Here is a 13,896-nt window from a genome sequence, read left to right on the forward strand (position 1 = left end):
GCTGCGTAGATTTCTGCCGCTGTCGTCCATGGTGTTCGACACCCCAGACGCTATCCGTGTCGGTCAGGACCAGACTTGGTTCCTGACCATCTCTGCCATCGGATCGCCGTCATCCGGGTAAGAGGCCAGTAGCCTGCGTCCGGCTTCGATGGCCACGGTGTTGAGCCTGTCGGATGCCTTCCGCTCCAAAACTCTAAGAACATTGCGAATGGCCAAGGCAGAGGCGCCCAGCTCCTCCGCGCAATCATGGCTCTCTTGAAAGGCGATGGCCGCGCTCGTCTGCCCTTCCGGACTCTGATCATGCCAGAGAAGACTGCAACGGATGGAGTACAGTTCCGGCATCCACCATCGGCTGTTGCTTGTCCTGCAGAAGGAGATCGACTGATCGATGACGTCTAGCGCCTCGTTGTTTCGGCCGAGTTCACCGAGCATCTGTGCACGAATGCCATCGATCCAGGGGATCAGCATCCGGAACTTGTTCCGGTCCATCTTGTCACGCAGGGCCGTGAGCGCCGGGTAATTTGGGTTTCCACTCAATGCATTGATAGCGTGGAGCGCGGCCTCGCTGGATACGTCCCTGATTGTCATCGACTGCTGGTGAACGGCCTTTCGCAGTGTCTCGCAGGCGTGGCGCGCCCTGTCATAGTCCCGCAGCGAGCAATAGAGGGGAATGATGACCTCGTTCAATGCCCAGCAGTGATACAATCCATGTTCCGGCTCTTCCAAGGGACCGCGGATCGCTTCGTAGTGGTCCAGTGCCGTGGTCACCTTTCCGCGCAGCCATTGTGCCTTGATCAGAAAAACGCGCGACAGAAGTCCGGGATCTGTGCCAATCCGCATGAAGCGGCCAAGCGAAATGAGCGCCTGGCGCTTCACGACATCCTCCAGCTCCCTTTCGGCGCGCAACTGATTGCCCCGCATCTGCAAGGCCATGGCGTTGTAGTTGTCGGCGATCAGATCATCATCGTCCTGGAGATCGCTTTTGCTCGATGGCCTCAACGTCTCGGCACAAACGTCCGCCAGATCTGGCTCTGACCGGTAGATATGAAGCCAGTAGAGGCCTGAATAGGCCAGGATTGCTGTGGGACTTAACCGGGAATCCTGTGTTTTCTGGATCGCAACTTCCATGGCGGCTTTCGACGCGTCCACCGGGCCGTTCGTTGCTAGCAACGCTGCTCCATAGAATGCGTTCAGAGCAGCCCACAATGCCTCGCTCTGCTCGACACGTCCTTGATAAGTCAGGGCCCGCGCGGCGACCGTCTCGCAGTCCCTGAGCAGCGAGAGTTGCATGTAAAGCGGCGCGGCTTCCGCAGCCAGTCGCACCGCCAGTGCGGGGCTTTCCGCCATCTCGAATTGCCAGTCGAGGCAGGCCGACAGGTTGGTCAGATTTGGGCACGCCGACCCAAACCAGTTTACCGCCTTTTCCTTGTCGCCCTCGAGCAAGCCTTGCCCTTGAATCTCTTGAATGAAGAATTCGCCCAGTTTGGCCTGGACCTGATGCCACTCACCGGCTTTGATCATTTGATCAATGCAGAAGGCGCGTGTCGTATCGAGGAGCCGGAAAGACGCCTTTCCGTCCCGATCTTCCTTGACGATCAGATTTTTACCCACGAGCACGGCGATCGCCTGGATGACGTCGCGTTCAGGCAGGTCTTCGCTGGAGATCACCCGCAGGCATGCCTCCACGCTGGCGGCACCCAGAAAGACCGACATCTCGAGCAGAACACGCCTTTGGCTGCCGGTCAGCAAGTCGAAGCTCCAGCCGATCATCTTGCTCAACGTGCGGTGACGCTCGGGCCAGTCGGTCGGCATGAGATCCATCATCTCGAAGTTTTCACGCAAAAGCGCGTCGAGATCGTGAACGCCGAAAATGGAAAGATGAGCGCAGGCAATCTCGATCGCCAACGGGATTCCGTCGAGCCGCCTGCAGATCTCGGCGACGCTGGCCAACAGCTTTTCATTGGGCACTAGGCCATGCAGATGCGCGGCCCCGCGATCGAAGAAAAGCGCAAGCGCGCTGTAAGCAACGATGTCGTCTGCTTTGAGCGCCAGACCCGGAGGGGGCACGGTCAGTGCGTCGAGACGAACGATATGTTCATCGCGCACGTTGACCGGCTGTCGCGACGTCGTGATGACAGTGAGATTTTCGAGGTCGCAAAGCTCGTCTTGGTCGAAGGCCGACAACACGTCGGTACATCGGTCGACACAATCAAAGAATACGAAGCCCCTGGACGATCTTAAGACCTCGCGGACCAGGTCTACGGGCGCTTGGAGCGTGCCAGAGACCGGTAGTTGCGCGGCAAGACTGGCCCAAATGTCAGCATTTTGGCGGACAGTCGATGCATCGATCCAGAAGACCGTCGCTTCCAGCCGCAATGTTTCCAGAACCGCGAGTGCCAGGGTGGTCTTCCCAAAACCACCGGGGGCGAGGATTGTCACAAACCGATGGTGATGTGCAGCATTGACGGTGGCTTCCAGATCATGCTGGCGGCCGATGAGCGTTTTCGGTCTGGTACGATTTGCCTGGTCCAGTGCATCGTCCTTGATGGAGTAACGGGATGCGATTGCACCCGTCTCCGGAAGGAAATCCACTTTCTCCGTAAACACATAGCCGACGCGCGAAACGTTCCTGATAAAGGGGCGGGCGTCTGCTTCAGGGGACAGATGTTTCCTCAGAACATTAATCTGAAATCGCAAAGCGCTGTCTGTGATATTGGGGGCACCCCAAACCTTGTCTACAATCATGGCGCGGGGCACGGTCTGGCCGGCCATCTCGAGCAAGACCTGCAATATGTCAGCGGCTCGCCCGCCCAGCGGAAGCTGCTTGCCTCGCAGGCTCAGATTCCGCGTCCGAGTATCGAAAGCGAAATCACCGAACAGAAACACGCCCTTCTCATGCGCTTGCAAAGGATCAAGCTCTGCCATTGACTGGTCCCATGGTTTCCTCTGACAATTTTGATTGAAATATTGAACCGGGCAATTGCCAGCCGCCGCCACTGATCCTTGGCACCCCCTATGCAAAGCGGCTAAGCCTGCGCTGAGGCGGACAACAGATCATAGGTCGAGCGGTAATGTGCTCAGAACAGATAGTCTGTCCAAATGCGGCGTGTCAAATCGACCGGAAAGGGCACCGCAGAGCAGCACCGACAGGGGGGGCTCAGGCAATGAGAGGTAAATGCACAGTCCACACCTAGACGCATGAGAAGCAGCCAAACCGCGCCGTGAGAACATTGGCAAAGATATTCGATGTACGGCTCATTCGGATCTTCCACCATGGCAGGCCTCGGCCACCACGGACGCAACGAAGCAAACACGTTATGAACGATCATCGTTCAACGGCAGTCAGAGCCAAGCGGACAGTAGCGAAGCGGGAGTGCTTCGATCGTCGGCATCCGTGACCATCAGAAGTTCAACGCGATCGTCGCGGAGGCGGGCGTCGATGCCTTCGACCTTCCAAGGCCGATCCAATTCATGAAATGATAGCAACTGTCCAGTGCTACTCAGAATTCCAACCCCTGCTCCAACGCAAGGTCCGTCGTTGTAAGCATTGTCCGTATTTTCTGCGACGGCGCAGAACACAATTTCGCCACCCGGCAGGACCGTTGCGTCTGTGAAGCCGAAGAGAACATTGTTGATCGATGGAAGCTTCGGCCGATCAATGGAGTTGGGTTCAAGCCGTCTTCCCGCCCGGCCTTCCAAAGCTGCGATCGCCTCCTGCAAGTGATATCGAACGATGGCGTTACCGTCCGAGCCACGGTGGCCACGCTGGAATAGAAGCAACTCCCCCCTCAGGATGACGGCACCTTCTATATTCACTTCGGCGAAGCTGTCTCGGAGTGGAGTCAGGATAGGAGACATGTCCAGTTCGACGGGCGAGCCCTCCGGCTGCCCGGCTCTGTCCAATACCAGCATTGCCCCTTTATTTCGATTTGGTCTCGATCCCGACGGAAAGACGAGGAGCCGGCCGCTTGGAAGTCCATCTGAGCCAGCGATGGCTACGATTGCCTCGAAATCGGGCTTTTGCCGCTTTCGCTCAGACTTGTCTTCCGGCAATTCCCCTGGGAGAAGCCGAGACAATCGACCGGGGTAGGAGTCATAAGCATTAAAAATCCCAAGGTGGTGTTCGTCGTCGGCTATCACGTAGATGGTGGAATTCACGAGAGCCAGGCCGCTGGCGGCGCTGATGAAGCCTGCGACCCAGTCTCCTTGGTGACCCAACACCTGCAATTGTCGAAGTTGAGTGGTAGCAATCATGCTAGCGTCATCTGATACACGGATATGTCTTGGCGCGACTTTGGCGCGAAACGCTTTCTGTTCGATACGTTAGTCAAGGCTCATGACGTAACTTGCTCGAGCGCAAACTACGTCGAACCTGACTTCTTGCCTACTCTATTTGGCGCGCAAGTCCGAAATGGGCCGAACTCAGACAATGGCACCTGATCCTTCAATGTCCGCTCTCTCCGTTCGGCACCCCAACATCGGACAGTCTCCTCCCGGCCCCATTCCCGTCGCTCATTGCAAATTTAATCATGCCTCCTTCGGTTCCAATAAAGAAGCGGCACTGGCCGGTTGCAGAACGCTAAACATTATGGAACTTATACGCCGTCTATTCGCCGGCTAGTCATCCGGCGGCAAGGAAAGCGGTGCGTGTCGTGGCGCTTTCCGTAGACCATTTTCTTCGATTGGCGTCTAAGAGGGAGTGACGCTGGCTCATTGGCTAAGATGCTCCCCCAGTGAATCGCGGCAGCGGGGTCTGAAATGGCGCTGCCGGCCAGCACTCGCTCGCAGCCACATCAGAACCTTCGGGAGCCACCTGTCGACTTCAACACCGAAGATCCAATTACTTCGAAAGCCAAGGTCCCCACCTCTTAACTCAGTTTTGGCTTTGCGCCTCCATCGTTCGGCAGAACCGAACGCAGTTGCAGAGCGGTATTCATTCCTCTCCGAAGAAGTCCTCATCCAGCCGCTTAAACTCCACCGTCCTATAGCTGCGGACGCCGACGCCGTGTTCGATCATCAAATCGGCCAGTTCCTTCCCGTCGATGAGGATGACCCGCTGGGACAGATGCTTGACGAAGTCGCGCGCGGGCTGGCTGAAGGTGGAGGTGGTGACGAAAACGCCCTTGGTGGCGCCGAGGCCGACGAGGCTTCCGACGAAGCCGTTGACATCGGGTCGACCGACGGCATTGCCAGGCGCATAGCGCTTGGCCTGCACGTAGATGCGGTCGAGCCCCAGGCGGTCCTCGTTGACGATGCCGTCGACGCCACCGTCACCGGAGCGGCCAAGCTGAGCTGCGGCATCCTTGTGGCTGCCGCCATAGCCCATGGCAACGAGGAGATCGACGATAAGCCGCTCGAAAAAGGCCGGACTGTTGGAAAGGATGCGCTGGAGCAATTCGTCGCGCAGGGCTGCCTGCATAGACGCATAAGCCACGTCGATCTGCTCTTCCGGCGTCGTCCGGGCAGACGCGTCTTGGACGGGTTTGGCTGGAATGCCATTCTCTTCTGCTGCCGCGCCTTCACTTCTGTAGAATTCGCGGAACTCGGGCTCCTGCATCAGAAGAGCCACGTCGATGCGTTCCGGAGACGTCGCCAGCAGCGCCTTGCCCTTATCGGTCGCAACAAAGCGACCACGTGCGGGCGAGGCAATCAGCCCGGCTTTACTCATATAGAACTTGGCCCAGTGAATGCGGTTGTGCAGCACGCGCTGGCGGCCACTTGGGAGAAGTTCGTCGCGCTCCGCCTGGGTGAGGCCGAGATCATCCGCGATGCGGTCGGAGACGTCAGCAACGCGCGTTTCTCCTTCGGCGGCAAGGCGAAGAACTGGGAGCATGAGGGTCTGATAGTCGGGTATTGGCATGACGGCCTCACAGTCGCTCAACGTCTTGGACACAGTTCATAAGCCGCCGGAATTCGGGGTCGGCCATATCGCTCTTCCATTTGTTGATGAAGCGGCAAACTACCTGCAAATTGCCCTTCGCATAGTGCCCATTGCTGTCGATGCGATCCAAGGACGCCAGCATCTGTTTGTCAGCTTCCATGCCGAGAAATTGCAGTGGCAACCCGGAAAGCGCGCATCGTTGGTCCTGCATTTCAATCAGTTCCCGAATGAGGCGCTCGAGATCGCCATCTGAGAGCAGAAGATCCTTGTTTTTCAAAAATTTGACAGCCATTTGGCCGTTGGAGACTGACGTCGTGTACTTCGCCGTCTGGATCATGGATAAAACGGATTTATCAAGGGCGGACAACGCGCTAAGTGGCGCCGCCTGAGACTTGCTTTCTGCGATTTTCTGTCGCCAAGCAGCTTTTTGGTGCCAATGCTCAAGCTCCAGATCTTGCACCAACGCCATCGCATACTCAGCGTTTTCAGTGCTCAACTGTTGAAGCGTGCCCTCGGTGAAGAGGAACTCACGCGCCTTCGGGTGGAGACCCTTCCATAAGAGTTGATGCCCACTGAGCGTGGCATTCCGCCATGGCTCACATGCCTTGAAGCAGATGATCACATCGCGCTTATCAGGCAGAGGCTCGAACTGTCGTTCAAAAATGGGCGGCCCCGCTAGTGACTTCGTCCACCAAAGCTGGTCCTTCTCGCGGTGTATCCAGATATCACCATCTGTGTCCGCTATAGCCGTCATGAGGTTGAACCAGCGTGAGGCAACAGAACGCGTGGGGGCAAGCCCCGCTGCGGTACGACCTTTCAACGCACCGGCAATGAAACCTTCTCGATCTCCGGCCTGCCACAAAGGAAATGCGTCTGCGTCCATCATCGTGGCGACTGCATTTCTCGTCAGGCACGCGGGCCATGCCCAGTTTGTGCGCCCAAAGTTGGCGATGAACACGCGTGATGTGTCACGGGTTAAGATCGAGGACGCGAATTGTGTTGTGACGCTCCCATCGACACCCGCTGCAGGCGCTGCGGGATGTCGCATCGCTGTGGCTCTGCGAAGCGACAGCTTGAATTCGTATGGTGACACTTGCTCGAAGACCACCACGTCGCCGAGGCTGGCGCCAGTCTCCTCGAAGAATGCTCGAACGAACGAGCGGTTCTGGAAAAAGTTGCGCGGCGCGCCGTCTTCGGTTGTCGGCACATATGTGTCGACGCGAAGGTCCTCATACGCGAGAGAAATTCGCTTTGCAGGAGGAGAATTCCGGGTCGAGCCCCCGAATACGTCCGCGGGCAGACTGTCACGGAACGAGGTGATGTAGATGTGGCCAGATTTGAAATTGGCCTCAGTCAAAGTGCTCTCGTAAACCGTCATCCCTTCGCTCCCCGTCCACGCTTGCCCTTCGGTGCCGCCTCGCGCTCGGCGCGGATGCGGGCGAGCAAGTGTTCGGCGGGTTCGTCGTTTTCGTCCTGGGGGACCAGTTCGCCGCGGAAGGCTTTGGCCAGGATCGCCTCGTCCAGCCGGCCCACCAGCTCCAGCGCGCGCTTTGCCTCTTTCGCCAGCCGGTCGATTTTGGCGAAGGCGGATTCGATGCGGCGGACGATTTCGTGTTGTTCTTCGAGGGGTGGGACCGCGAACGCGAACTCTTTCAGCTTCGACGCACTGATGTTGGATTGGCTTACGCCATCCGTCTTGGCGTTCCATGAAAATTCACGGCCGAACGGGCTGTTCAGAGCGTAAGTGAGATAGCGAGCGTCCAGATCGGGCCCAGCGACTATCCTTATAAGATATCCGGCAAAGATCGCATCGCGCTCGCCGTCATACATAGCCGTTTTGCCGACCAAGGCTGGACTATTGGTCCTGTTAAAAAGGACGTCGCCCGGGACAAGTCGATACTTTTCAATCTCATCCTTGTCGTCCGTGTATACCAGATCTGCCCAATCGAGCTTACCGGTTTGAATATTGCCCATCCTAAGCACGGGAATAGATCCCGACTTCTGCGATTTCGCCGCAGATCCGTATGCGAAAGAACCTGCGACATCACCTAATCGAACGACTGCCGGCCAATCACGGTCATGCCGCCACTCCCGCGTCAACTCCCCGCTGAACGCCTTGCTGAGGACGGCCTGCTTGTAGCGGGAGACGAGGGTTTCGATGCGGGCGAGTTCGGTGCGGGCGCGGGCGGATTTCGCGTTCAGGGCATCCAGCTTCGCCTCGATGCGCTTTTGCTCGGCCAGGGGTGGGAGGGGAAGTGGTATTGAAGCCAGAGCGGTCTGCGGAAGATGCTTTATTGTTGTCCCCGTGAAGTGGCGCTGAAGGTCGCCGTTCTGCGCCATCAACCGCAACGCCTTCGCTAGCAGGGTCGCTTCGACGCCCCCGTATGGACGTAGTCGCATCAGCGCCTTCTGGAACTTTAGGTCCGTCGGCCCATACTGCCATACGGTACAACGGCCTGGTTCTCCGCCTTCACACACCAACAAGTCACCATCGCGAATTCCAAATGGCTCAAGCTCGTCGTCAGTAAAGCGCATCTCCAGAATGTCGTCCAAGGCGACACGGTCCCATCGCACATTCACATTCCGGAGGTAGGGACGAAGCTGCCCCTTGTTTTTCTCTTTGTCGAGCATCTTGCCCAACTTGATTTCAGAGATGTCAGCGAACGTCGCCTCAACCCACCCCCTCGGGAGCGCAGTCATTCCGCTGCCTCCGGCAGGTCATCGCTGAGCTCCGCCATCAGCGCCTCGATCTCCAGCGTCGCGGCCTGCAGATGGCCGAGGATGGCAGCGGCGATGTCGTCGGGTTCGATCAGGCCTTCTTCCGCCTCTTCCTCGGCCTCGCGCAGCCAGGCGATATCGAGATTGTAACCGCGCTTAGCGATATCGTCGCGGGTGAACTCTCTCCAGCGGCCGGCTTCGCCTTCGTCCGGGCCGCGCTCCTGGCCATAAGGGTTCTTGCCGAAGGCCTGTTCAAACCCTTCGAAATGGGCCTCCGTCAGCGGGGTCGTCTTACCGAATTTCGGCATCTGGGCGCGCAGGTCGTAGATCCAGACAGATCTGGTGTTGCCGCTCTCGGTCTTGCCCCGCGTCAGAAAGATGACATTGGTCTTGACCCCTTGCGCATAGAAAATGCCGGTGGGCAGGCGCAGGATGGTATGCAACTCGCACCAGTTCATCATCATCTGGCGCAGTTCGCGCCCGCGCCCGTCTTCGAACAGCACGTTGTCGGGTACGACGATCGCCGCGCGGCCGCCGGGCTGCAGCGCGCGGATGCAGTGTTCGACAAAGGGAAGCTGATAGGAGGAGACGTTTGCCGTGACCGAGAGGTCATCGCGGGTCGGTGCGCCGCCAGCCGGGCCGAAGGGCGGGTTGGTGAGGATGAGATTGGCGCGGCCGAGGGTCTTGCCCTTGTCGGAGAGCGTGTCGCCGAGATCGACATGGTCGCCGTCGATGTCGTGCAGATAGAGATTCATCAAAAGCAGGCGCAGCGTGCCCGGCACGTTTTCCATGCCATGGATGGCGCGGCGCTTCTGGAAGTCCTGTTCCTTTTCGCCCAGTGCCAGATAGTCGTCGGTGCGCGCCTTCATGTAGCGATCGGCGGCGATCAGGAAGCCGCCCGTGCCGGCGGCGGGATCCTGGATGACTTCGCCGGGCTTTGGCTGCATGAGGCGGACCAGAAGCTCGATCAGCACGCGGGGAGTAAAATATTGCCCCGCGCCGCGCTTGGTTTCTTCCGCGTTCTTCTGCAGCAGGCCTTCATAGAGATCGCCGAACTGGTCGCGCTCTTCGGAGAACCAGTCGAGCTCATCGATGGCAGTGACCAGCGTCGTCAGGTTCTGCGGCTCGCGCAGGAAGGTGGAGGCATTGTCGAAGATTTTTTGCACCATCTCCGGCAGCGGACGGGCATCAGCATAACGCTTGCGCTCTTCGGGGCCAGCACCTTCGGCGGGCGGTGCGAGGAGAACATCGTCTTCGCCGAGCCTTGAGCTGGCGGCGCCGAGGGTGACGAGAACCTTGCGGTAATGTTCGAGCTTTGCAAGACCGTTCGCCGCGACCAGATCCGCCCAGCGCATGCCCTTGGGCAGGCTGCCCGTCTCACGATTGCGCTCGGCCATCATCTTCAGAAACAAGAGATAGGTCAGCTCAGTGACATATTGCTGATAGGTAATGCCGTCCTTGCGCAGGACCGTGCAGAGGCGCCAGAGTTTCTGGACGATGGCATTGGCATTCATGGCTTGATTCTCATCTGATCCGGGATCGTGATTGCGGTTGTAGCGGGCATGGCCGGGGGGTCAATGGTGCGGTTGAGGCCTGAGATACAGGCAGCTTAAAACCCCCTCTGGCCTGCCGGCCATCTCCCCCACAAGGGGGGAGAGTGTGTGGCGCCAACCTCGCGATCTCCCAACATGCGACGGCTCGGCCAGGTTAAGCCCTCCCCCTTGTGGGGAGGGTTGGGAGGGGCCTTCATCCCATGTTTTGCTGCTCTCCTCACGCAGCGGGCGGCGCCCAGATCGCCTCGTTGAAGGCATGCAGCACCTCATCGAGTTCGCCGTCGAACTCCTGCGCGATGCGCTTGAAGCCGCCCTTGTCGGCAAAGGCGCCCTGGTCGAGCAGGGTCGGATCGGCCACGGGCTTATCTTTCAGGGCGCGACCGATGCGGCGCAGCCATTCCTTCTGCTTTTGGGTCCAGGGTCGGGAGGCCTCGATTTTGACGATCGCGTTGTCCACGCGCTTGGCATAGGGGACTAGCGGATCGCCCAGGGCTGCCTGGCGGACGAAGCCGATGATATGGGCGGCGATATCGGCATTGCGGGCACGACCATAAGCGGCGCGCAGCATGGCTTCGGAATAGTTCTTCTCGTCGAGCAGGCCTGCGAGTTCCGAGAGTTCCTTGCGGGTCAGATCACGCGGGCGCTGGGTGACGGCGATCAGCGCCGGGACCTGGTTCATGTTCTCGCGGACGAAGCGTTCGAAGCCGGTGATGTAATCCTCCGGCGTCGTGTTCTTGCCAAAGATTTCCTCGATGCGCAGCAGTTCGTCCTCATGGGTGGAGATGACCACGCCATCATTCTTGCCCGTGGTGAGTGGGCGGCGTTCGAGCAGCTCGACGGCGCGGGGATGGGCGGTCAGCCACTCTTGCAACTCGGCACCGGAGCGGGTGGAGAGACGCTGCAGCGCCATGCCGGGACTTTCGCCCGTGTGGCGCTCAAAGCTCTCCCGCGTTTCGGCATCCATGCGTTTCACAAGGCTGCGCATGCGCACGATGACCTGGGCTGCGACCCACTGCTTATCCTCTTCCGTTTCCGCATTGTGCAGATCCGTGACGAGCTGGCCAAGGGCGATATCCGGTTTGACGACGACCGGGCGCATGTCGCTCATTTCCTGCAGCTCGGCATAGAGATCGACGGCATCGAAGATGCGGAAATGCTCCTTGCCAATATCGGGGCAAAGCCGCGTGGCGCGGCCGATCATCTGGTCATAGAGGATGCGGCTCTTGACCCTGCGGACGAAGACAAGATTGCAGATGGAGGGCACGTCGACGCCTGTGGTGAGCAAGTCGACCGTGACGACATATTTCGGATAGGGGTCGTTCTTGAACTTCAGGATCAGGTCGTCGGCCTTGTCGACCGTGCCGGTGATCTTCGTCACCATGCCATGCGGCACGTTTTCCTTGCCGTATTCCTCCTGTAGCTCCTCGACCAGCAAGCGCACGATATCATCGGCATGGGCATCGCGGGCGGCGAAGATCAGCGTCTTGCCGGGTTTCGACGGCGGGATCTCGGTGGCAATCGCGCGGCAGACGATGCGATTGAAGGATTCCGAATAGACGCGCCTGTTGAAATCGGCGAGGTCGTAATCCAGCGAGACTTCGTCCGGCAGTTCGAAGAGATCGATCTGGCCCGTCTTCCGGTCGATGATCTCGACCTCCTCACCACCCTCGAAATGGATGCCAGCTTCCGATAGCGCCGTGGTGATGCGCTTCGGAGGCAGGTGATCGTTGAGATAGCCTTCGACGACGGCCTGGCGATAGCCATAGTGGAAAACCGGGTGGCCGAAGATCTCGCGGGTGTGAAGCGCGGGTGTCGCCGTCAGCGCCACCTTCACGGCGTCGAAGTAATCAAGGATCTGGCGATAGGCCGACTGGTAGTCATCGATGTTGCGGAAGCCGATATCGCTTTCGCGCAGCTCCGCATCCAGCGTGTAGCCGCGATGGGCCTCATCCACGATGATGCAGTCGAAGGTGCCGGGCGTGGGCCGCTTGGCAGGATCCGGTTCGTTGAGGATGCGGGCGATCAGCGACTGGACGGTCGCAACCTGCACCTGGTCCTCGTCCTCCGGCAGTTTCTGCTCCAGCCCGGCGACCTTGTAGATCTGAGCGAAGTTCAGCATGCCCTCGATCTCGGTGGTTTCCAGTGCGTCGCTTGTCTGCCGGCCGAGCGCCTTGCGGTCGACGAGGAAGAGAATGCGGCGGAAGCGCTTGTGCTTCAGCAGGCGATACATAAGCGCGATTGCCGTGCGCGTCTTGCCGGTCCCGGTTGCCATGGAGATCAAAATATCGCGCTGGCCCGCGACCACGGCATTCTCGATCGCCGCGATCGCCTCTTCCTGATAGGGGCGCATCCGGCCCTTGCCGAAGCTTTCTTCGGCCAGCCCCCGGGCTGCGGTGTCGACATCGGTGGTGAGTTTGTCGAGGAGATCCTTTGGCGAAAACCAGCTCGTCATCGGGACGGCGTGGTTGGTCTCGCGCCTGATATCGCGGTACCAGATGCCGGATTTTGTCACCCACTGGCGCACATAGGGTCGGCCATTGGTGGCGAAGACGAACGGCAACCGGAAGGGCTCATCCAGGCTGTGCTTCCAGGGGCCGTGCGGGTGCGTCTCTTCCGGCGTGAGCACGATGGTGCGGGCATAGCGCTCGGCCTGCTGGAGGGTGGAGGGCACATCGACGCTTTCGCGCTTGGCCTCGATGACACCAACGCAGGTGAGGCCGACGAAGAGGGCATAATCCGCCCGGCCACCTTCAGACGGCCATTCGGCGATGGCCAGGTTGCGGCCTCCCTCCGGCCGAGCGCCCTTTTGATGGGTAAGGCGGTCGCTGTCGGCTTCCCATCCGGCATCGACGAGCTGCACGTCGATCAGCCGGCGGGTCTGGCGTTCATCGAGCTCCAGGCTGCTCGCCGCTTTCAGGCCCGCCTGCTTGAACTCGATCTGCAACTGCTCAGGCTGGGCCTCCGCCGCCTTCTGCAGTTCAGCTAGCTTGCGGGCGAGTGCGGCCTGATTGGCCTCCATCTCGACGGCGGTCTGCTCCCAGACAGCACTATCGGCTGACGCCTGGCGGGCGAGCTCTTCAGCAGCAGCGCGGGCCTTTGCGAGGTCTTCCGCCGAGGCATGGGCAACCGCTAATCTCTCCTCCGCCTCCCGGACTTGGACACGCAGCGCGGCCAATTCCGCCTGGGTCACCTCGTCAATATCTGCAGAGGCTCTGGGCGGCACAAAGGGACCCGGCTTGAACCCCGGATCACGCCCATAGGTTCGGCGATACCAGACGCCGAGTGCACCACAGAACTTGAGCGCTGCGAGCGCTTCGGCGGGTGAGCCGGCCAAATTGTGGGTTGCGTCGTTGCCGCTCTTGCGAACCGCATGGAAGATGTCGGCGACTTCACGCGGCAAAACCTGCTGTGTCGCCAGACGGCGCAATAGATCGTTAGTGGTCTCGCGCGCGGCGGGGTCATAAAGGCCGGAAAGAGCGGCGATCTCCTTGACCATGTACTCGCCGAACTGGCGGCTCTTCATCAGCGAGGTGTTGGCATCCTCGCCAAAGAAGCGCTCGGCCAGCGTGCCGAGGCGATGCAGCTCCGGGCTGATCTCCTGCAGATGGTCGAAGTTCAGTGACGTCATCAGTCTCGGTCAATGCGCAAACTCGGTTGGCACGAGATTAGGATGCACAACCCAGACAAGCAATGCGGGTAGGTGAGAAATATCCAAGGACATAGGCGGCACTGGGCCCGGTGCGC

The 13,896-nt window shown here is 59.5% G+C and carries 7 protein-coding genes; all 7 read right to left on the bottom strand.

Annotated features, from left to right (window positions below; genetic code table 11):
• Positions 1-63: 63 nt before the first annotated feature.
• The 7 genes from ACSV9I_RS14045 to hsdR all read right to left on the bottom strand — a co-directional run bounded on the left by ACSV9I_RS14045 (position 64) and on the right by hsdR (position 13,780).
• Positions 64-2,925: an ATP-binding protein gene (locus tag ACSV9I_RS14045; RefSeq protein ID WP_438329431.1), complete on the bottom strand. Its 2,862-nt coding sequence runs from the start codon at positions 2,923-2,925 to the stop codon at positions 64-66.
• 417 nt (positions 2,926-3,342) lie between these two features.
• Positions 3,343-4,254: a DUF6929 family protein gene (locus ACSV9I_RS14050; protein WP_438329432.1), complete on the bottom strand. Its 912-nt coding sequence runs from the start codon at positions 4,252-4,254 to the stop codon at positions 3,343-3,345.
• A 679-nt stretch (positions 4,255-4,933) separates the two neighbouring features.
• Complete coding sequence (locus tag ACSV9I_RS14055; protein ID WP_438329433.1) at positions 4,934-5,860, bottom strand: restriction endonuclease; 927 nt, start codon at positions 5,858-5,860, stop codon at positions 4,934-4,936.
• Between the two features lie 7 nt (positions 5,861-5,867).
• A complete protein-coding gene (locus tag ACSV9I_RS14060; protein ID WP_438329435.1) occupies positions 5,868-7,259 on the bottom strand; it encodes a hypothetical protein in 1,392 nt (463 codons plus the stop codon).
• The gene (locus ACSV9I_RS14065; RefSeq protein ID WP_438329436.1) at positions 7,256-8,581 is read right to left on the bottom strand and encodes a restriction endonuclease subunit S; all 1,326 of its coding nucleotides are present in this window, start codon (positions 8,579-8,581) and stop codon (positions 7,256-7,258) included. The genes ACSV9I_RS14060 and ACSV9I_RS14065 overlap by 4 nt, the downstream gene beginning before the upstream one ends.
• The gene (locus ACSV9I_RS14070; RefSeq protein WP_438329438.1) at positions 8,578-10,113 is read right to left on the bottom strand and encodes an N-6 DNA methylase; all 1,536 of its coding nucleotides are present in this window, start codon (positions 10,111-10,113) and stop codon (positions 8,578-8,580) included. Before ACSV9I_RS14070 ends, ACSV9I_RS14065 begins: the two co-directional genes overlap by 4 nt.
• A gap of 256 nt (positions 10,114-10,369) precedes the next feature.
• On the bottom strand, positions 10,370-13,780 hold the full coding sequence (hsdR, locus tag ACSV9I_RS14075; RefSeq protein ID WP_438329439.1) for a type I restriction-modification system endonuclease: 3,411 nt from the start codon (positions 13,778-13,780) through the stop codon (positions 10,370-10,372).
• Positions 13,781-13,896: the final 116 nt, after the last annotated feature.

The sequence above is a fragment of the Rhizobium sp. G187 genome, assembly GCF_051549525.1.
Taxonomy (GTDB): domain Bacteria; phylum Pseudomonadota; class Alphaproteobacteria; order Rhizobiales; family Rhizobiaceae; genus Allorhizobium.